The sequence below is a fragment of the Mangrovicoccus sp. HB161399 genome, assembly GCF_013184745.1.
Lineage (GTDB): Bacteria > Pseudomonadota > Alphaproteobacteria > Rhodobacterales > Rhodobacteraceae > Mangrovicoccus.
Map to the genome: position 1 here is coordinate 142,116 of NZ_JAATVU010000009.1, position 19,591 is coordinate 161,706.

The following is a 19,591-nucleotide window of genomic DNA, read 5'->3' on the forward strand; positions in this document are numbered from 1 at the left end:
GTCAGACCGTCTCCTCTTCGTAATCGTCCATGAAATCGGGCTTCTGTTCGGTGCCGAGGATCTTGCGCAGGAAGGGCGGCGGGGTGCCGTTCAGCATAATGCGGACCTGCTCCAGCACCTCTGTGATCGGCTCCGGACCCTTGCGCTTGATCGGGTGGATCCCCGCTTTCACCAGTTTCGCGGCCGAGGGGCCGCCGACGGCGAGGGCGAAGAGGATCGCGGAGCCTGCGATCGCCTCGATCTTCGGGGTGATCTTGTCGTCCTGGTCGTCATGCTTGCCGGACTGCTTGGTGAACTTGGCGAATTCGTGCACCTCGACGAAGGCGTGCCCGGTCTTGGTGACGTCATATACTGCGAATTTCTTGGCCGAGCCGAAATGCGCGTTCAGGTTTTCCATGTCGTTGGTCGCGATCGCCACGCGCAGAGGCTTGCCTTCCGCCTCCGTGGCTTCGGATTCAACAAGTCTGAGCGTGCGGGACATGGTCGAACTCCTCTGGAATGGGGGCGGCGCCGAAATCCTCGGGCGTCGCGCGGTGGTGGATGGATTGGACGGTGTTCGCGATCTCGTAGAGGAAGGCGCGCGTGCCGCGGTAGCCGACACGGCAGATGTCCTGCGCCCCGATCCGGTCGAAGATCGGGAAGCCCGCGCGCACCAGCGGCAGGTGCAGGCGATGCGCGGCATGGCGGCCATGGGAATGGGTCACCAGGATCCTTGCACCGGCGGCGCGGGCCAGGTCCTCGAAATCGCCGAGATCGCCGATCACGACCTCATCGGCGGGGACCCGCTCCAGCACCGGGTTGTGCTGGGAGGTGGAAACGGCGGTGACGATTTCGGCGCCCATGCCTGCGAGCGTCGAGCTCAGGGCAAAGAGCAGGTCCGGATCGGCGGCGATTGCAACTTGCAACCCCCCGGTATGGAAATGCGCGTCCAGCGATGCATCCATGAGGCGCGAGCGCTCGCGCTTGATCGAGGGCGGCGCATCCTGCAGCCCGGCCAGCGACATCAGCGTGCGGATGAAGGCATCGACCGGCTTGAGTCCCGTGACCGACTGGAACACCCGGAAGGGCACCAGCGCGCGGTCCTCGAGCTTCTTCGCCGCGCCGCGCATCGACTCGCCGATGGCCAGCGTGAAGGCGGAGCGGTCCATCCGCCCGATATCCTCGATCGTGGTGCCGCCCAGGGAGGTGCCGCGCCAGTCGTCGGAAACATGGCCGTCGAGCGAGGTCGAAATGTCGGGCAGGACGATGGGCGAGAGGCCGAAGGCCCGGATCAGCCGCACGAGCTCCTCGACCTCGGCCGGGGTCAGGTGGCTGCCGCAGAGCAGGTTGACCTGGCGCAGGTCGGGGTCACGCTCGGTGGTCTCGGGCACCAGCGCGTCGATGATCGCCTCGACCGCCTTTGCCCAGCCGTCCTCCAGCGCGCCTTCGAAATCGGGGGTGGAGGCATAGACGACCGCCGTGTCGGCGAAATCGTCGCGGCGGCGGACGATCTCCTTCAGCTCGCCCATCACGTCCTCGCCGCGGGTCTCGGTCAGCGCGGTGGAAGCGATCCCGATGAAGCGCGGATTGGATTTCTTGCGCAGGTTCTCGATGGCTTCCTCGATCTGGTCGGCACCGCCGAGGATCGTGGAAACTTCGTTCATGGCCGTGGTCTGCAGCGGCACCGCTTCCTTGAAGTGGCGCACGAGATGGACCATGGCGAAGGCGGTGCAGCCTTGGGAGCCGTGGAACAGCGGGATGGCGCGCTCGATGCCCAGATAGGCCAGGGCGGCGCCGAGCGGCGTGGAGCTCTTCAGCGGATTGGTCGAGAGCGCGCGCTTGGGGTGGGTGATCTTCGCCATCAGCAGTCATCCTCGAAATCGGTCGGGTTGGCGGAGGCACCGAGGAAGCCGGTCCCGGCGGCGGCGAGTTCCGGCGTCCTGGCCGGGCGCGCCATGGGCACGACGGCCGGGCCTTGGCCCTTGATGCCGGTGACCGGACAGGCGCCCTTCAAGGGCGGCATCGGGCCGATATCTGACAGGTCGCCCTCCCAGGGCGCGGGTTCGCGCAGCTGCGCCCACATCGGGTTGTTCACCGCGCGGTCGATGGCGCGGACGAGATCGACCATGCCCATGTAGCCGGCATAGGGCTCGTGCTTCTCCTGGTTCACGTCGACCCAGGGCATCTTGGCCTTCAGCGCCACGAACTGGGACCGGCCGCCCGACATCAGGACATCGGCCTGGGCTTCCTTCAGCACGCGGTACATGTCCTTCGGCGCCATGTTGTCGAACATGTGCGCGTCGGTCTGCATGATCTCCTTGACGCGCTCCTTGTCCTCTTCGGTGGCCTTGCGAACCGAGGTGCCGATGACCTCCATGCCCAGTTCCTGCAGCGCGGAGACGACCGACCAGGACTTGTGCCCGCCGGTATAGAGCAGCACCTTGCGGCCCTCGACGCGCGGCCGCATGGTTTCAAGTTGCAACCATATCTTCCGCTCTTCCTCTTCGATGAGCTTCTCGCAGCGGTCGAGCAGTTCGGGGTCGGCGCCCTGCTCGACCATGATGCGGCACATTTGGCGGAGGCTGTCGGACGTGTCGGAGATGCCGTAGAAGCTGCCTTCGAAGAAGGGGACGCCCCAGCGCTCCTCAAGCTTGCGGGCGACGTTGATCAGCGCCTTGGAGCAGACCATCATCGTCACCTTGGCGCGGTGCATCATCGCGACCTGCCTGTAGCGAGCGTCCGCCGAGAGCGAGCCGAGGATACGGATGCCAAGCTTGTCGAGCAGCGGCTTCACCTGCCAGAGCTCGCCCGAGAGGTTGTAGTCGCCGACGATGTTGATGTCGTAGGGGGTGCATTCCTCGGGCTCAAGCGTGCCGATCACGTGGTCCAGCATCGCTTCGCCCGCGAGCTTGTTGCCGAGGTTCTTCGATCCGACATAGCCCGGCGCGTTGATCGGGATGCAGGGCGTGCCGAACTTCTCTGTCGCCGCCTTGCAGACCGCGTCGATGTCGTCGCCGATCAGGGCGGGGACGCAGGTCGAATAGACGAAAATCGCCGGGGGGTTTTCCTTTGCAACCAGCTCCTTGATCGCGCGGAAGAGCTTGCGTTCGCCATGGCCCATGACGATGTCGATCTCGGTCAGGTCGGTGGTGAAGCCGGTGCGGTACCGCTCGGAGCCGGAAGACGCGGCGCCGCGGTTGTCCCAGCCATTGCCTTCGCAGGCCAGCGGCGCATGGACCAGATGGGCGACATCGACGATGGGCTGCAGCGCGATCTTCGCGCCGTCGAAGGCGCAGCCGCCTGCGGCCGCCCCGGGGGTCAGAGGCTTGGCGCAGCCCTTCTTGCGCTGCTGCTCTGACTTGCTGATATTGGTGCCGCAAGCCGGTTCGTCGAAAACGTCCTGGATCTTGTCCTTCAGCGCATCTGCCATCGTCATCAAACCCCTGTTCACTGGGTCCCTTGCCGGGACTGCGTTTCCACGGGGTAGCAAGCACGGTCTGTGCCAAGGGTAGGAGCCTCATGAGGGAAGGCTTGAAATCAATGTCTTGCGTGGCGGTTTTGACGTGAAACCGCCGGGTGCCGCCGCTGATGGCATGGCAGTTTGTCGTGGTTCCGACAAAGCGGGGGCGTCCCGAACAAAGCTGTTTCCGGATGCACGCTCCGGTTGTAGCCTGCACCTGTCTAAGGGAGGACAACCGAATGAAACGCGCGATCCTGGCCGCCGTCCTGGCGGCGTCTCCGGCCCTGGCCGAAACCCACTACCTGGCGATCCATGTCGACGAGAACGATCCGCAGGTGATGAACATGGCGCTGAACAACGCCCAGAACGTCGCCTCCTACTACGCCGAGCAGGGCGACGACGTGGTGATCGAGCTGGTCGCCTACGGGCCGGGGCTGAACATGCTGGTCAAGGACAAGAGCCCGGTCGCCGACCGCATCGCCACGATGTCGCTTGAGATGCCGAACATCCGCTTCGACGCCTGCGGAAACACCCATGCGGCGATGAGCGCGAAGGCCGGGCACGACATCGAGCTGGTGGACGAGGCCGAGATCGTGCCTTCGGGCGTGGTCAAGCTGATGGAGCTGCAGAAGCAGGGCTATGCCTATGTGCGGCCCTGATCAGTTGTCCAGCAGCGGCTCGTAGCGGGCGTCGGTCAGGGTCTTCAGGAAGGCGACGATCGCGTCGATGCGCTGGTCGTCGAGCGCGGGCCCTGCGGTCAGTTCGGTCATCGACAGCGTGCCGGGCACCGGCGCCGGGCCGAAGGGCTGGCCGGTCTCCGGATTGACTAGCCGTTCGGGGTTCTTCGTGTTGTACTTGTTGTAGAACAGCACGACCGTGCGCAGATCCTCGAAGACGCCGTTATGCATGTAGGGCGCGGTGACGGCGACGTTGCGCAGGGACGGCACCTTGAACTTGCCGCGCTCGGCCGGGTCGTCGACTTCCGGGTTGGCCAGCAGCCCGTCATCCACGGTGCCGGCCGCGACGCCGTTCATGCCGCGCAGCGCGGCGTTCTCGGGCGTGCCGATATTGTGGTATTCGTAGCTGGTGAAGGTTTCCCGGCTGTCGACGGCCGAGCGGCGCAGCTGGTGGCACTGGTTGCAGTTCGTGAACTGCTGGGAGAAGAACAGCAGGCGGCCGAGTTCCTCCTCCTTGGTCAGCTCCGCCTCGCCGCGCAGGTAGCGGTCGTACTTGCTGTCGAAGGGGGCCAGTTCCGGCGTGCGCTCGAAGGCGGCCAGAGCCGCGGTCATCGCCGCGTAGCCGCTGTCGGTGTCCGCCAGCGCGCCCTCGCCGAAATAGCTGCCGAAGCCCGCCACGTAGTCCGGGTTCTCGCGCAGCCGGGCAACCACGGCGGCCTTGTCCTTCATGCCCATCTCGATCGGGTTCAGGGGCGGGCCGCCGGCCTGGTCCTCGAGCTTGCCCGCGCGGCCGTCCCAGAACTGCCCGCCGGCGAAGCGGCCGTTTTCCTTGCGGTGGAATGCGGGCGAGAAGGCGGCATAGGCGGCGGAGGGCGCATTGCGGTCGCCCAGCGACACGCCGTCATCGCCCGGCGAGGCGGCGCCGCGGGGATCGGAGAAGGCGGTATCGGGATCGTGGCAGGTCGCGCAGGACTGGGTCCGGTTCGCCGAAAGCGCGGTGTCGAAGAACAGCGCCTCGCCCAGTGCCTCGAGACTGGGATAGGGGGCGTCCTGGGCCGCAGCGGCGGGCAGGGCATGGGTCATGGCGGCCGCTAGGGCCAGGGCTGTGACTCGTCGCATGCGGTGTCTCCGAACTTTACCTGACTATAAAGCTAGGTCTTTGGCGCCGCAACCTTGATCGAGATCAATCCGGGGCAGGCCAACGCCGGTTCCGCAGGTCGGCTGCCTCATTCCCGGGCGGGATGCGCCGCGCGGGGGCGGAACGGAAGAAGGGGCCGGGCGGAAATCCGCGCCGGCCCCCCGTGCCTGGCTCGGCCGTGCCGGGGCGCGGCCTGGCTGGGCATGTCTCAGCGGGTGAGGTCGTAGGAGTAGTCGGTCTCGCCCGGGATGATGGTGTCGTCGTCGAGCTTGTCGAAGATCGTGTCGAGGATCTTGACCAGCACCGTCAGCGCGCCCTGGTAGCCGAAGGTCGGGAAGCGGTGGTGGTGGTGGCGGTCGAAGATCGGGAACATCAGGCGGATCAGCGGGGTGCCCGTGTCGCGCTCCAGGTACTTGCCGTAGGAGTTGCCGATCAGCATGTCCACCGGCTCGGTCGCCAGCAGCGAGCGCATGTGCCACAGGTCCTTCTGCGGCCACACCTGGCAGCCGGCGCCGAAGGGCGAGGAGGCCAGCAGGTCTTCCATCTTCTTCGCCCATTTCTTGCCGCCGTTGGTGGCGAGGCAGTGCTTCGGCTGCGCCCCCATTTCCAGCAGGAAGCGGGCCATGCCGTAGACGAAGTCCGGATCGCCGTAGATGGCGAAGGTCTTGTCATGCAGCCAGGCCTGGCTGTCGGCCATGGCGTCGACCAGGCGGCCGCGCTCCATGCGCAGGCTCTCCGGGATTTCCTTGCCGGTCAGCTCGCTGATCTTCATCAGGAACTCGTCGGTGGCCTGGATGCCCATCGGGTAGTGCAGCGCAGCGGTTTCCTGGCCCTTGTCGGCGCAGTATTCCAGCGTCTTCGGCGTGTTGTACTCCTGCAGCGACAGGGTCGCCTTTGCGTTCAGCGCGGCTTTGGCGTCATCCAGCTTGGTGCCGCCGGCATACATGCGGAACTCGCCGTCCGAGGGGGTGTCGTAGACGTCGGAGACGTCGCCCAGGATGGTGTAGTCCTCGACGCCCATCTCGGCCAGCAGGCGCTTCATCTCGCGGATGTTGGCAACGGCGAAGCCGTCGAAGCCCGGGATGATGTTGATGGAGCCGGTGACGGTGCGCTCGGCCTTCTCCCAGAAGTGGCTCAGAATGCCCTTCTGCATGTTGTCGTAGCCGTCCACATGGGACCCGACGAAGGCGGGGGTGTGCGCGAAGGGAACGTCGAAATCTTCCGGCACGGATTCCTTCTGCTTCGCCTGGGCGATGAAGGAGGACAGGTCATCGCCGATGACTTCCGCCATGCAGGTGGTCGAGACGGCGATCATCTTCGGGTTGTAGAGCGCCTTGGTGTTTGCCAGGCCGTCCACCATGTTGGTGAGGCCGCCGAACACGGCCGCGTCCTCGGTCATCGAGGAGGACACGCAGGAGGACGGCTCCTTGAAGTGGCGGCTGAGGTGCGAGCGGTAGTAGGCGACGCAGCCCTGGGAGCCGTGCACGAAGCTCATGGTCTGCTCGTAGCCGGCGGCGGCGAAGACGGCGCCCAGCGGCTGGCAGGCTTTCGCCGGGTTCACGGTCAGCGCTTCGCGGGCCAGGTTCTTCTCGCGGTATTCCCACGACTTGGTCCAGTCGCCGATTTCCTTGACCATCTCGTCGGGATGGCCGCATTCGTATTGGACCTTCTTGTTCTTCAGCATCTCCTTGTATTCGGGCTGCTGGAAGAGCGGTGCGTGATCGAGCACTTTGTCTGCCGACTGGGGCATGGATGCATTCCTTCTATGGCCGTCCGCATTCCGAGACGCGCCAGGGTTGAGAGGGAAAAGGGGGGCGGCCGGGCCATTGGGGACGTGCCCGGCCGCCGGACCAGCGCCTGCGAGGGATCAGGCGGTCTTGGTCCTGTCTGCGGTTGCAGGTTGCAACCGGTGCGGTTTCATTTTGGAACCGCGGTGCCGATCACTCGGCGGCGATCGCTTCCGGAGCGGATTTCCAGGGCGCGTCGTAGAGGCCCCAGACCGGGTTGTTGATCGCCATGTCCATGTCGCGGGCGAAGATGGCGAAGCCGTCATAGCCGTGATACGGGCCCGAATAGTCCCAGCTGTGCATCTGGCGGAACGGGATGCCCATCTTCTGCACCGGGTATTTTTCCTTGATGCCCGAGCCGACGAGGTCGGGGCGGATCTTCTCGATGAACTTCTCCAGCTCGTAGCCGGTGACGTCGTCGTAGATCAGCGTGCCTTCCTTGACGTAGTGGCCGGTGCGCTTGTAGTCGTCGCCATGGCCGAACTCGTAGCCGGTGCCGGCGATGACCATGCCGAGGTCGTCATAGGCGGTGACGACGTGGCGCGGGCGCAGGCCGCCGACATAGAGCATGACCGACTTGCCTTCGAGGCGCGGACGGTACTTGGCGATGACCTCGTCGACCAGCGGCTGGTACTTGGCGATGACCGCCTCGCACTTCTCCTGGATGGTCTCGTCGAACTTCGCGGCGATCGCGCGCAGCGAGGCTGCGATCTGGCTCGGTCCGAAGAAGTTGTACTCCATCCATTCGATGCCGTACTTCTCTTCCATGTGGCGGCAGATGTAGTTCATCGACCGGTAGCAGTGGATGAGGTTCAGCTTGGCCTTCGGCGCGCGCTCGATCTCGGCAAGCGTCGCGTCGCCCGACCAGTTGCCGACCACGTTCAGGCCCATTTCCTCCAGCAGGATGCGGGAGGCCCAGGCGTCGCCGCCGATGTTGTAGTCGCCGATCACGTTGACGTCGTACTGGCCCGGCTCGTAGGCCTTGACCGCGTCGCTGTCTTCCTTGTCGAAGACCCAGTCGCGCACGGCGTCGTTGGCGATGTGGTGGCCCAGCGACTGGGACACGCCGCGGAAGCCTTCGCAGCGGACAGGCACCATGGTCTTGCCATGTTCCTTGTTCTTCTGCTTGGCGACGGCTTCGATGTCGTCGCCGATCAGGCCGATCGGGCATTCCGACTGGATGGTGACGCCGTTGTTGAGCGGGAAGAGCTCTTCGATCTCGTCGATCGTCTTGGCAAGCTTCTTGTCGCCGCCGAAGACGATGTCCTTCTCCTGGAAGTCGGTGGTGAACTGCATCGTCACGAAGCTGTCCACGCCGGTCTTGCCGATGTAGTAGTTGCGGCGCTGGGACCAGGAGTACTGGCCGCAGCCGACCGGGCCGTGCGAGATGTGGACCATGTCCTTGACGGGGCCCCAAACGACGCCCTTGGAGCCGGCATAGGCGCAGCCACGGATCGTCATCACGCCGGGAACCGACTTGATGTTCGATTTCTGGGTGTCGCACTTGGAGGCGATACCGGTGGTTGCATCGGGCTCTTCGTCGGTCGCCTTTGCAACGGTGAGGTGCTTGGCGCGACGCTTCGCGGATTTCGCGGGGTAGGCTGCGAGCACCTCTTCGATGAGGGCTTCGTAGTCTTCCGACCCGCCGACGTGATCTTTGGCCATTCTTTTGGCTCCTATTTCGCGTGCTTGGGGAATGTGGGGGGCTATGGACCGGCCCAGGGGGCCGGTCCGGCGGTTAGCGGGGCCGGGATCAGGAAGCCTGGGCTTCCGAGGCAGCGATCGCTGCCAGGCGCTCTTCTTCCGACTGCATGATGCCGAATTCCATCAGCATCTCTTCCAGCTCTTCCATCGTGATCGGGGAGGGGATGACGCCCTTGCCCGAGTTGTTGTGGATCTTGTTGGCCAGCGAGCGGTACTCCTGGGCCTGCTGGGACTCCGGTGCGTACTGGAGCACGGTCTGGCGGCGCAGTTCCGCGTGCTGCACGATGTTGTCGCGCGGCACGAAGTGGATCAGCTTGGAGCCGAGGCGGGCTGCCAGGGCTTCGGCGAGTTCCAGTTCCTTGTCGGTCTGGCGCTCGTTGCAGATCAGGCCGCCCAGGCGGACGCCGCCCGAGTTGGCGTATTTCAGGATGCCCTTGGAGATGTTGTTGGCAGCATAGAGCGCCATCATCTCGCCCGACATGACGATGTAGATTTCCTGGGCCTTGTTCTCGCGGATCGGCATGGCGAAGCCGCCGCAGACCACGTCGCCGAGAACGTCGTAGGAGACGTAGTCGACGTCGTCATAGGCGCCGTTTTCCTCCAGGAAGTTGATGGCGGTGATGACGCCGCGGCCGGCGCAGCCGACGCCCGGCTCCGGGCCGCCCGATTCAACGCACTTGATGTCCTTGAAGCCGACTTTCAGCACGTCTTCCAGCTCGAGATCCTCGACGGAGCCCATCTCGGCAGCCATGTGAAGGACGGTGTCCTGGGCTTTCGAGTTCAGGATCAGGCGGGTCGAGTCTGCCTTCGGGTCGCAGCCGACGATGAGGATCTTCTGGTCCAGCTCCACGAGGGCAGCCAGCGTGTTCTGCGAGGTGGTGGACTTGCCGATGCCACCCTTGCCGTAAAAGGCGATCTGACGGAGGTCGCTCATTGCTTAAGTTCCTTTGTAAGGTCGTCTTTGATCTTCGAGACGGCCCCATTGCCGCGCTCGCAGAACATAGAGCAGGCAGCGTGCCAGCTTTCGGACCCGGAAATTACCGAATGAATTCAGTCGAGAGCGAAGACCGTGCCCGGAAAATCGGCGGTGTGGGAAAGCCGACAATGCACCGACAATGGTCCGCCGCCCCGCAGCACGGCCGCTTTTCCGGTCCGGAAGCTCCGCCGCACGGGAACGAGGCGGACAATGGGGCGGAGGATCAGCCCTGCGCGGGCAGCCCGGCGGCGGCGGTCTCGCCGTCGGGGGTCAGCGCGTAGACCCCGCGCGAGACCCGCTCGAACCAGCCGTAGTGGTTGGCGGCCAGGATGGCGGTGGCGGCGGGCACGCCCGCGGCCTTCGCGGCCTCGGCGCCCCGCATCGCGCCGCCCTGCGCCAGCAGGCGGAGCAGGCGCTCGCAATCCTGGCGGTAGGCGGTCACGATCATGCCGCGATGGCCGCCTGTATTGGGATCGCCCTCGCGGCGGGCGAATTCGCGCAGGAGCCGGGCGCGCTTCTTCGGCACGCGGCGCGGCTGGAACGGGCCGGGATCGCAGACCGGTTCGACGAAGCCGTCGGCAAGCCGCACCGACAGCACGCCGAGACCGAGCCTGCGCGCGAGTCCGACATTGTCGCGGAACGCCTTCGTCGTGGCGCGGGGAACGGCCAGATAGACCGCCTCGCTGACAGCCTGGCGCGCGATTCCCTGGTGGAACAGCGCCAGGGAGAAGCCGGTCTTCATCTCGACGATCACCGGCTCCTCGCTGCCGCGGCAGGCGACGATGTCGGCCCCGGCGACTTCGGATTTCACCTCGTAGCCCTGAGCCTCCAGGAAGGCCTTGAGCGGGGCATAGAGATCGGTTTCGCGGCAGGGGGCGGGCATGTCCGCGACCCTAGCCGAGCCGCCGGCCGCCCGCCAGAGTCACTCTGCCGCGCGCAGCCGCGCCGGGTCCGATGCGGGCAGGTCCGTGTCCCAGAGGATTTCCGGTGCAGGTGCCCTGCGGGCGCGGCGGCGCAGCAGCCAGTCCTCGGCCGCGCGGCTGCCCCGGCCGCCCGACCAGCGCGCGATCCAGCGCAGGAACGCCAGCGCGTAGGTGTTGGCCCAGACCCGAGCCGCCAGCATCGCGGGGGTGAAGACCAGGGTCAGCGCGGTGGCGATGCCGAGGCCGAAGACCACGGCCGTGGCCAGCTGCTTCCACCACAGCGCGGTCGGGCTGTCGATCGTCGCGCCGCCATTGATGAAGTCGAGCGAGAGCCCGAACATCATCGGCATGAGGCCGGCCATGGTGGTCAGCGTGGTCAGCAGCACGGGACGGATCCGCGCCTCCGCCGTGCGGATGATCGCCTCGATCCGCGGCATGTAGCGGCTGAACTCCTGGTAGGTGTCGATCAGCACGATGTTGTTGTTCACCACGATCCCCGCCAGGGCCACCACGCCGGTGCCGGTCATGATGAAGCTGAAGGGCTGCTGCATCACCAGCATGCCGATCAGCACGCCCGCGGTGGAGAGGACCACGGCCAGCAGCACCAGCACCGAATTGTACAGGCTGTTGAACTGCGCCAGCAGGATGATGAACATCAGGAACAGCGCGGCGAGGAAGGCCTTGCCGAGGAAGTCCGCGGTCTCCTGCTGCTCCTCCTGGTCGCCGGTCCACTCCCAGGTGACGCCCGCGGGCAGGGGATTGCTGCCGAGCCACTCGGTCAGCTTGGCGATCCGCTCGTTGGCGGTGATCGGCTGGCCCGCGTCGTTCTCCAGGCCGGGCAGGATGTCCGCCTTGACGTCGTAGTACCGCTTCTGGTCGATCCGGTCGATCTGGGCCAGCTTCGGCACCGGCCGGATGGAGATGAAGTTGGTCAGCGGCACCAGGCCCTCGGAGGTCCGCAGCTTAAGCGTCTCCAGCGTCGAGAGCAGGCGGTATTCCTCGGGCAGCCGCGTGCGGATCTCGATCTCCTCGTCGGAGCTGTCGACGCGCATCGTGCCCTGCAGGATGCCGCGGGTGACGAGCTGGACCATGCCGCCGACCGTCGCGACATCGGCGCCGTAGCGCCCGGCCGCCTCGACATCGACATCGATCTCCCAGTCGATGCCCGGCAGCGGCAGCGTGTCCTCGATCGCGGTGAAGCCCGCCATGCCCTCCATCTGAGCACGCGCCGACTGCGCGGCTTCGGCGATGGCATCGAAATCGGTGCCGATCAGCCTAAGATGCACCGGCTTGCCTTCGCCGGGCCCCTGGGCCAGCTCGGAGACTTCGGCAAAGATGCCCGGAATGCCGGCCAGGCGGTCCTCGATCCGGGCAAGCACGGCATTGCCGTCGTAGAACGGGTCCGGCACCTCGCGCAGCAGGAGGCGCTGCCACCACGGGCCGTCGAAGGGCAGGGTCGGCCGGTCGTCCCATTGCAGCGTCTCGAACTGGACCTGGCCGATCGCGTCGCGCGGTCCCTCGCCGCCGCCGCGGTCGGAATTGAGACCGCCGTCGCCCGCGAAGGAGAAGGCCGAGGCGACGCCCTCGGTGGCCAGCACCTCCTTTTCCACCCGGCGCACCAGCGCGTCCTTCTCGTCGACCGACAGGTTGCCTCGGGCGCGGACATAGACGATCGCCTGTTCCGGCTCGGTCTCGACGAAGAACTCGGCGCCGTAGTTCTTCTGTCCGTAGGTCATGAAGACCGCGGCGACGAAGGCAATCACGGCGGCGATGGTGACGAGCGGCATCACCGGGTTCCCGGCGATGGCGGCGATGAAGCGGCCGAAGAGCGTCCGGCGGTAGCCCGCCTGCAGCCGGTCCTCGCGCGGCGGACGGCGCAGCGACCCGGCCGCGATGGCGGTGGCCGACAGTCCGGCGACGAAGGCCAGCGCGGGCAGCGCCGGCATGGCGCCCGAAGGCGTCAGGAGCCCGCGGAACCCCGCCCAGGTCAGGACGATGGCCAGCGCGAGCAGGCCCGCGCGCAACGGCCAAGCCAGTCCGCGCAGGGTTTCGGAAGTATGGTGGAAGCTACGGTTGATGCGTCCGGCGACGCCGCCCATTACCGGCAGGTAGACCAGCGCCACGATCAGCGAGGCCGACAGCACGAAGATAAGAGTGACCGGCAGCATCCCCATGAACTCGCCGGCGACGCCCGGCCAGAACAGCATCGGCAGGAAGGCGCAGAGCGTCGTGGCGGTGGAGCTGACGATCGGCCAGAACATCCGCTTGGCGCCCTCGACATAGGCGCGCATCGGTCCCTGGCCGTCATCGATCCGGCTCTCGGCGTATTCCACCACGACGATGGCGCCGTCGACCAGCATGCCGACGGCGAGGATCAGCCCGAACATCACGATGTTGGAAATCGTCACGCCCATGACGGCGAGGAAGACGAAGCACAGCAGGAAGGAGGTCGGGATCGCGAAGCCGACCAGCAGCGCCGGTCGCCCGCCCAGCGAGGCGAGGACGACGATCATGACGAGCGCAATGGCGGTCAGCACCGATCCCTCGAGCTGGGAAATCATCGAGGCGACCGTATAGCTCTGGTCGTTCGAGGTCTCGACCGAGACGGCGTCCTGCAGCTCGGGCGGCCAGGTGGCGCGTTCCTCGGCAACGATGTCGCGGACCATGGCGGCGGTCTCGATCAGGTTGAAGCCCTTGCGCTTGACCACCTGCAGCGCGACCGTCTTCTGCCCGTCGAAGCGCGCGGTGCCCGCGCGGTCCTCGAAGGTCAGGCGGATATCGGCCAGATCCGACAATGTCACGACACGGTCGCCGTTGGTCTTGACCGGCAGGTTGAAGAGATCCCGGCTCTCGTCGAAGGAGGACGGGATCTTCAGCGAGAATGCGCCGGTCGGGGATTGGATCTCGCCGGCCGCGATCAGCTTGTTGTTGTTCTGAACGACATTGATCAGCTCGGCGGCGGTGACGTTGTAGGCCTCCAGCCTGATCGGGTCGATCACCACCTCGACCATCTCGTCGCGCGACCCGGCCAGAACGGCCTCCAGCACCGCGTCCTGCGATTCCAGCCGGTCCTGCAGGCTCTTGGCCAGCCGCACCAGCGTGCGCTCGGGCACCTCGCCGGTCAGCGAGACGATGACGATGGGGAATTCGGAGAAGTTGATCTCGTTGATCGAGTACTGCTCCGCCCCATCGGGGAAATCCGCCGAGGCGCTGTTCATCGCGTCGCGCACATCGGCCATGATCTTGGTCTTGTCCCAGCCGAACTCGAATTCCAGCGCGATCCCGGCATAGTTCTCCGCCGCCGTCGCCTTCATGGATTTCAGCCCGTCCAGATCGCTGAGCTCGGTCTCCATCGGCCGCACCAGCAGCTTCTCGCTGTCGGTCGCGGAAATGCCGGGGAAAGGCACGGAGACGAAGAGCATCGGGATCTCGATGTCGGGCTCGCCCTCCTTCGGCAGGGTCGCGTAGCAATAGGCCCCCGCAGCCAGCGAGAGCACGATGAACGCGACGATCATCCGTGCCCGGCCGGCCGCCCAGTCGACGAGCCCGGTCAAGAGCCGTCCTCCGGCGCATGGGCCACGACCTCGACCCCGTCTGTGACGTAGTCCTGGCCGAGCGTGATGATCCGCACATGGTCGGGAAGCCCCGCGACCAGCATGCCGTCGCCGGTGTCGCGCAGCATGCGCACGGGCAGGAAACGCGCCCGGCTGGCGTCATCCACCACCCGCACCCCCATCGTGCCGTCATCGTCCAGCGTCAGCGCGGATTGCGGGATCAGGTGGGCGCGCGTGCCCTCGGCCTCGATGGCGATCTCGGCTGTCTGGCCGTCGCGCACCGAGAAATCCGGGTTCGGCACTTCTATGTCCACGCGGAAGGTGCGGGTCGCGGCATCGGCGGAGCGGGCGACGAAGCTGACCGTGCCCTCCTTGACCGTTCCGTCGGCCAGGCGCGCGCTTGCCGCCGCGCCGGTCTCCACCTGGTCGACCTGGGTTTCGGGCAGGAAGCCCACCAGCCGGACCGGGTCGAGCCGGATCACCGTGGCGCAGGCGGAACCGGCCTGCATCAGGCTGCCGAGCTCGGCGCTGTCGGTTTCCAGCAGCCCGGCAAAGGGCGCGGCGATCTTCAGCCGCGAAATTTCGGTCTCGGCGCGCGCCACGGCGGCGCGGGCGGATTCCAGCGCGGCGCGCGAGGCCACCGCCTGGGTCTCGGAGGTGTAGCCGCCCTTGGACAGCCGCTCGGCCGCGGTATTCGAGATCTCGGCCTCCGCAAGCTGCGCCCTGGCCTCTTCCAGATCGGCGGGGCGGGTGCCCGGGTCGATCTCGCAGATCACCTCGTCCTTCTCCACGAAGCTGCCCTTGGGCTTCGGCTCGGAGATCACCAGCCCGGCGATCTGCGCCTTGACTTCGACCTGCCGGTCCGCCTCGGTGCGGCCGCGCAGCACGATCCGGTTGCCCACGGCCTGCGCGGCGCTGTCCAGCACCACCACGTCGATCGCGGCCTGTCCGGCGGCGTCCAGAGTCTGCGGCGCCGCGGCCTGCGCGGCGGCAGGGGCCTCGGCTTCGGGTGCACGGCCGCTCACGATTGCGCGAAGCGCGTCGCGCTCGAAGACCAGCCCGTAGAGCACGGCCGCCACGATCAGGGCGGTCACGATTGGCAGAAGTCTCATCCGGGCTCCTTGATCCTTGCTCCCGCTCGGCCGCGCGGCTTGCTCCCTGCGCGACTGAACCATGCAGTTCAGTTTAGGCGCGCGGCGGCAGCGCTTCAAGACACCGCGCCAAAAGCTCTTGGCCGGTCTTGGCATTTTTCGCCGTTTGGCTGTAAGACGGCACGGAACGTACGGGAGAGACCTGTGAGCAGTCCAGACAGTTTCATTGACGAGGTCGCCGAGGAAGTCCGCCGCGACCGGTTTTACCTGGTTGCCCGCCGCTATGGCTGGATTGCCGTCGTGGCGGTCGTGGCCGGAGTCGGCGGCGTCGGCTACTGGGACTGGCAGAAGTCGCAGACCGAGGCCGTGGCCGAAGCCTTCGGCGACAGCATGCTGGGCGCGCTTGCCTCCGAAGATCCGCAGGTCCGCGCGCTGGCGGTCGAACAGGTGCAGGCCTCCGGCGACCAGGTGGCGATCCGCAACCTGACCGCAGCCGGGGACATGGCGCTGAGCGACAGCCAGAAGGCCACCGACATGCTGCAGGCGCTGATCGCCGACGAGACGGTCAGCCTGCTCTACCGCGACATCGCCCGGCTCAAGGTGACGATGCTGCCCGACAACCGCCTGACCACCGACCAGCGTCTCGAGGTGCTCGCCCCGCTGCTGGAACCGGGCCATGCCTTCCGGCTGTCGGCGCTGGAGCTGCGCGCGCTGATCTATGTCGAGCAGAACAAGACGGATCTGGCCCTGGCCGATCTGGCCGAACTGCGCGCGGATGCCGAATCGTCGGCAGGCCAGCGCCAGCGCGCCCTGCAGCTGACGGTCGCGCTCGGCGGCGATCCGGAGGCTTCGTGAGCGCCATGGCCGGCGTGAGACTGCCGCGCAGCAGCGGCCGGACCGGGCAGGCGGCGATGGCCGCCGTGCTTCTGTCGCTGGCCCTCGGGGCCTGTTCGCGCAACGAGGAGGTGCTCCCGGGCGAGCGCTTCGGCCTGCGCGATCTCGACCAGGCCGAGGCGGTTCTGGCCACCGGCGCCGACACCTCCGCCGGCCAGCCCGCGCCGCAGCCGCCGCGGGTGATCCCGATGCCGGGCTATTCGGTGGCGGGCGGGGCCAAGGCGATCTCGCTGCCTGCCGCGCAGGCGCTGGGGTCCTGGCCGCAGACCGCCCAGAATGCCCGCCATGACGCGCCCCATGCGCAGCTGCGCAGCGCCGGGCTGGTGCAGGCCTGGGCGACGCCGATCGGCGAGGGCGCCAGCAAGCGCCAGCGCCTGAGCGCGGCACCGGTCGCCTCGGGCGGGCTGGTCTTCGTGCTCGACAGCGCCATGACGGTCAGCGCGCTGTCGCCGAGCGGGGCGATCGTCTGGTCGAAATCTCTGGTTCCGGCGGGCGAGAAGCCCGGCACCGTGGTCGGCGGCGGTCTGGCCGTCGAGGGCGGCACGCTCCTGGTCACCACCGGCTTCGGCCGCCTGCACGCGCTGTCCGCGGCCAGCGGAGCGGAGGCCTGGGTGCAGGATTTCGGCGCCGCCACCACTGCGGCGCCCATGGTTGCCGGCGGCCTGGTCTACCTGACCTCGCGCGACGGGTTCGGTTCCGCGGTCGACCTGAAGGACGGCCGCATCCTGTGGCAGATCGAAGGCAGCGCCGCGCCCGCCTCGGTGCTGGGCAGCGGCGTGCCGGTACTGTCGGGCAATGCCGTGATCTTCCCCTTCGGCAATGGCGAGCTGACCTCGGTGCTGCGCCAGGCCGGGATCAGCCTCTGGTCCGGCGCGCTGGCAGGCAGCCGCACCGGCCGCGCCTACGGGGCCTTCGGCGAAGTGCCGAACAGCCCGGTCGTGTCGAACGGCACCGTCTTCGTCGCCACCGAGGCCGGCCGCCTGGCTGCGCTCGACGCGGCCAGCGGCGACCGGCTGTGGACGTCGCTGGAGGGCGCCACCGGTCCGGTGATCGAGGCGGGCGGATCGCTCTTCCTGGTCTCGGACGAGGGGCAGCTCCTGCGCGTCAACGCCTCGGACGGGTCCACCGTCTGGTCCGCGACCCTGCCGCTGTTCGAAGCCGAGAAGGTCAAGCGCCGCAAGGATGTCTTCGTCCATTACGGGCCGGTCCTCGCGGGCGGGCGGCTGATCCTCGCCTCCTCCGACGGGCTGCTGCGCGAGATCGATCCGGCGAGCGGCGCGCTGCTGCGCGCGACCCAGCTCGGGGCGCCCGCCGCGGCAGCGCCGATCGTCGACGGCAACACGCTCTACATCCTGACCCAGGACGGCGTGCTTCGCGCTTTCCGTTGACGGCGGAATGCGCTAAGGACGGCGCCTGATCCTTCAGGAGGGCCAAAGGTGTTCAAGCTCGCCATCGTCGGCCGCCCCAATGTGGGCAAGTCGACCCTGTTCAACCGTCTCGTCGGCCGGCGTCTGGCGCTGGTCGATGACCAGCCGGGCGTGACGCGCGACCTGCGCGAGGGCGAGGCGCGCCTTGGCGACCTGAAATTCACCGTGATCGACACGGCCGGCCTGGAAGACGCCACCGATGACAGCCTGCAGGGGCGCATGCGCCGCCTGACCGAGCGCGCCGTCGACATGGCCGATGCCTGCCTGTTCATGATCGACGCCCGCGCGGGCGTGACGGCCAATGACGAGCTCTTCGCCGAAATCCTGCGCCGCCGCGCCAAGACCGTGCTCCTCGCGGCCAACAAGGCCGAGGGTGCCGCCGGCGCCGCCGGCGCGCTGGAGGCCTATTCGCTGGGCCTGGGCGAACCGCTGCAGATCTCGGGCGAGCATGGCGAGGGCATGGCGGAACTCTACGCCTTCCTGCAGCCGCTGGTCGAGGAGCATGCCGAGGAAATGGCCGCCGCGGCCGCGGATGCCGCCGAAACCGCGCCCGAGACCGATATCGACGTTTCGGACGAGGACGGCGAGGAGATCCCGGATTACGACCCGACCAAGCCGCTGCAGGTCGCCGTCGTTGGCCGCCCGAATGCGGGCAAGTCGACGCTGATCAACCAGCTGCTCGGCGAGGACCGCCTGCTGACCGGACCCGAGGCCGGCATCACCCGCGACTCGATTTCCGTGCAGGTCGACTGGGACGGCCGTCCGGTGCGGATCTTCGACACCGCCGGCATGCGCAAGAAGGCCAAGGTCCAGGACCGGCTTGAGAAGATGTCCGTCAGCGACGGCCTGCGCGCGGTGCGCTTCGCCGAGGTGGTGGTGGTGCTTCTCGACGTCGAGATCCCGTTCGAGCAGCAGGACCTGCGCATCGCCGATCTCGCCGAGCGCGAGGGCCGCGCCGTGGTGATCGGCATCAACAAATGGGACCTCGAGACCCACCGCCAGGACAAGCTGCACGAGCTGAAGGACGCGTTCGAGCGCCTGCTGCCGCAGCTGCGCGGCGCGCCGCTGGTGACGCTTTCGGCCAAGACCGGGCGCGGCATGGACCGGCTGCGCGAGGCGATCGAGAAGGCGCACATGACCTGGAACCGCCGCATCCCGACCGCGCAGCTGAACCGCTGGCTGATCTCGATGCTGGAAGCCCATCCGCCGCCGGCGCCGGGCGGCCGGCGGATAAAGCTGCGCTACATGACCCAGGCCAAGACCCGGCCGCCGGGCTTCGTGGTGATGTGCTCGCATCCCGACAAGCTGCCCGATGCCTACAAGCGCTATCTGGTGAACGGGCTGCGGCAGGATTTCGACATGCCGGGCACGCCGATCCGGCTGTGGTTCCGCGGGCAGGGCGACGCGAACCCCTACAAGGGCCGCAAGAAATCGACGCCCTCGCGGCTGAACAAGCATCTGAGGAAATGAAGACAGCGCCCCGGTCTAAGCCGGGGCGCTTTTTCCATCGGGCCGTCTTCCCGCGCCGGATCGCATTAACCACGATTTCACCTCGTCCGGTCTTTCATGGCCTCCGCAAGGCGCTAAGGCGCGTCACACGGAGACGGAAACATGGCAAGGACCGGAGAACTCTACCTGCACGAGGCGATGGAATACGTGCTGATGCACGCGGGCCAGCCGCTCGACAGCGACCGCATCGCCGAGGAGATCAACGAGCAGGCCCTGTTCACCCGGCGGATGATCGACGACCGGCCGCTGCAATGGTGGCAGGTGGAAATCGATGCCCGCAAGTTCCCGGCCAAGTTCCGCATGGACGGGCACGAGATCTGCCTTGCGGCGGTCTCCACGCGGGGAGAGCCGCGATACATGAGCGGGGCGCGCTTGAGCGAGCCCCTTTGAAGTGGTCCACCCACGATGCGTGAAGTCCGGTTGGATTTCGGTGGACAGGAAGACTGCGGAATGGCCGGAAAGCGTGAGAAGC

At 67.1% G+C, this 19,591-nt stretch carries 15 protein-coding genes; 5 read left to right on the forward strand and 10 right to left on the reverse strand.

Annotated features, from left to right (window positions below; genetic code table 11):
* Position 1: 1 nt before the first annotated feature.
* The 3 genes from nifX to nifE are packed head-to-tail and all read right to left on the reverse strand — an operon-like array spanning position 2 to position 3,415.
* Positions 2–481, reverse strand: a complete 480-nt coding sequence (gene nifX, locus HCC78_RS07455) for a nitrogen fixation protein NifX (protein WP_172328117.1) — start codon at positions 479–481, stop codon at positions 2–4.
* Entirely contained in the window at positions 456–1,841 is a 1,386-nt protein-coding gene (nifN, locus tag HCC78_RS07460; protein ID WP_172328118.1) for a nitrogenase iron-molybdenum cofactor biosynthesis protein NifN, read from the reverse strand. Before nifN ends, nifX begins: the two co-directional genes overlap by 26 nt.
* Positions 1,841–3,415 (reverse strand): nitrogenase iron-molybdenum cofactor biosynthesis protein NifE, encoded by a 1,575-nt coding sequence (nifE, locus tag HCC78_RS07465; RefSeq protein ID WP_253949086.1) that lies wholly within the window; start codon positions 3,413–3,415, stop codon positions 1,841–1,843. The genes nifN and nifE overlap by 1 nt, the downstream gene beginning before the upstream one ends.
* A 263-nt stretch (positions 3,416–3,678) precedes the next feature.
* Here nifE and HCC78_RS07470 point away from each other — a divergent pair, with 263 nt between their 5' ends.
* Positions 3,679–4,098, forward strand: a complete 420-nt coding sequence (locus HCC78_RS07470; RefSeq protein WP_172328119.1) for a DsrE family protein — start codon at positions 3,679–3,681, stop codon at positions 4,096–4,098.
* On the opposite strand, the gene HCC78_RS07475 is transcribed toward HCC78_RS07470, so the two are convergent.
* From HCC78_RS07475 to HCC78_RS07505, 7 genes are all read right to left on the reverse strand, one after another.
* Positions 4,099–5,235 carry a cytochrome-c peroxidase gene (locus HCC78_RS07475; RefSeq protein WP_172328120.1) on the reverse strand — a complete coding sequence of 379 codons (1,137 nt, stop codon included), beginning with the start codon at positions 5,233–5,235 and terminating at the stop codon, positions 4,099–4,101.
* A gap of 227 nt (positions 5,236–5,462) precedes the next feature.
* Positions 5,463–7,004, reverse strand: a complete 1,542-nt coding sequence (nifK, locus tag HCC78_RS07480) for a nitrogenase molybdenum-iron protein subunit beta (RefSeq protein WP_172328121.1) — start codon at positions 7,002–7,004, stop codon at positions 5,463–5,465.
* 190 nt (positions 7,005–7,194) lie between these two features.
* Complete coding sequence (gene nifD, locus HCC78_RS07485) at positions 7,195–8,706, reverse strand: nitrogenase molybdenum-iron protein alpha chain (RefSeq protein ID WP_172328122.1); 1,512 nt, start codon at positions 8,704–8,706, stop codon at positions 7,195–7,197.
* 88 nt (positions 8,707–8,794) lie between these two features.
* Positions 8,795–9,679: a nitrogenase iron protein gene (gene nifH / locus HCC78_RS07490; RefSeq protein ID WP_172328123.1), complete on the reverse strand. Its 885-nt coding sequence runs from the start codon at positions 9,677–9,679 to the stop codon at positions 8,795–8,797.
* A 265-nt stretch (positions 9,680–9,944) separates the two neighbouring features.
* Positions 9,945–10,604, reverse strand: a complete 660-nt coding sequence (locus HCC78_RS07495; RefSeq protein ID WP_172328124.1) for a DUF2161 domain-containing phosphodiesterase — start codon at positions 10,602–10,604, stop codon at positions 9,945–9,947.
* Positions 10,605–10,643: 39 nt separating this feature from the next.
* Positions 10,644–14,198 carry an efflux RND transporter permease subunit gene (locus HCC78_RS07500; RefSeq protein WP_172328125.1) on the reverse strand — a complete coding sequence of 1,185 codons (3,555 nt, stop codon included), beginning with the start codon at positions 14,196–14,198 and terminating at the stop codon, positions 10,644–10,646.
* Positions 14,195–15,310 carry an efflux RND transporter periplasmic adaptor subunit gene (locus tag HCC78_RS07505; protein WP_172328126.1) on the reverse strand — a complete coding sequence of 372 codons (1,116 nt, stop codon included), beginning with the start codon at positions 15,308–15,310 and terminating at the stop codon, positions 14,195–14,197. The genes HCC78_RS07500 and HCC78_RS07505 overlap by 4 nt, the downstream gene beginning before the upstream one ends.
* Before the next feature lie 183 nt (positions 15,311–15,493).
* Here HCC78_RS07505 and HCC78_RS07510 point away from each other — a divergent pair, with 183 nt between their 5' ends.
* The 4 genes from HCC78_RS07510 (at position 15,494) to HCC78_RS07525 (ending at position 19,509) form a co-directional block, all read left to right on the forward strand.
* Entirely contained in the window at positions 15,494–16,144 is a 651-nt protein-coding gene (locus tag HCC78_RS07510) for a tetratricopeptide repeat protein (RefSeq protein WP_172328127.1), read from the forward strand.
* Positions 16,145–16,149: 5 nt separating this feature from the next.
* Entirely contained in the window at positions 16,150–17,571 is a 1,422-nt protein-coding gene (locus HCC78_RS07515; protein ID WP_253949092.1) for a PQQ-like beta-propeller repeat protein, read from the forward strand.
* A gap of 48 nt (positions 17,572–17,619) precedes the next feature.
* Complete coding sequence (gene der / locus HCC78_RS07520; RefSeq protein ID WP_172328129.1) at positions 17,620–19,080, forward strand: ribosome biogenesis GTPase Der; 1,461 nt, start codon at positions 17,620–17,622, stop codon at positions 19,078–19,080.
* Positions 19,081–19,221: 141 nt separating this feature from the next.
* Positions 19,222–19,509 carry a hypothetical protein gene (locus HCC78_RS07525; protein WP_172328130.1) on the forward strand — a complete coding sequence of 96 codons (288 nt, stop codon included), beginning with the start codon at positions 19,222–19,224 and terminating at the stop codon, positions 19,507–19,509.
* Positions 19,510–19,591: the final 82 nt, after the last annotated feature.

Excerpts from the sequence above, each read along its gene's own strand:
- nifX (WP_172328117.1), bottom strand. The coding sequence starts at position 481 with ATGTCCCGCACGCTCAGACTTGTTGAATCCGAAGCCACGGAGGCGGAA.
- nifN (WP_172328118.1), bottom strand. The coding sequence starts at position 1,841 with ATGGCGAAGATCACCCACCCCAAGCGCGCGCTCTCGACCAATCCGCTG.
- nifE (WP_253949086.1), bottom strand. The coding sequence starts at position 3,415 with ATGACGATGGCAGATGCGCTGAAGGACAAGATCCAGGACGTTTTCGAC.
- HCC78_RS07470 (WP_172328119.1), top strand. The coding sequence starts at position 3,679 with ATGAAACGCGCGATCCTGGCCGCCGTCCTGGCGGCGTCTCCGGCCCTG.
- HCC78_RS07475 (WP_172328120.1), bottom strand. The coding sequence starts at position 5,235 with ATGCGACGAGTCACAGCCCTGGCCCTAGCGGCCGCCATGACCCATGCC.
- nifK (WP_172328121.1), bottom strand. The coding sequence starts at position 7,004 with ATGCCCCAGTCGGCAGACAAAGTGCTCGATCACGCACCGCTCTTCCAG.
- nifD (WP_172328122.1), bottom strand. The coding sequence starts at position 8,706 with ATGGCCAAAGATCACGTCGGCGGGTCGGAAGACTACGAAGCCCTCATC.
- nifH (WP_172328123.1), bottom strand. The coding sequence starts at position 9,679 with ATGAGCGACCTCCGTCAGATCGCCTTTTACGGCAAGGGTGGCATCGGC.
- HCC78_RS07495 (WP_172328124.1), bottom strand. The coding sequence starts at position 10,604 with ATGCCCGCCCCCTGCCGCGAAACCGATCTCTATGCCCCGCTCAAGGCC.
- HCC78_RS07505 (WP_172328126.1), bottom strand. The coding sequence starts at position 15,310 with ATGAGACTTCTGCCAATCGTGACCGCCCTGATCGTGGCGGCCGTGCTC.
- HCC78_RS07515 (WP_253949092.1), top strand. The coding sequence starts at position 16,150 with ATGGCCGGCGTGAGACTGCCGCGCAGCAGCGGCCGGACCGGGCAGGCG.
- HCC78_RS07525 (WP_172328130.1), top strand. The coding sequence starts at position 19,222 with ATGGCAAGGACCGGAGAACTCTACCTGCACGAGGCGATGGAATACGTG.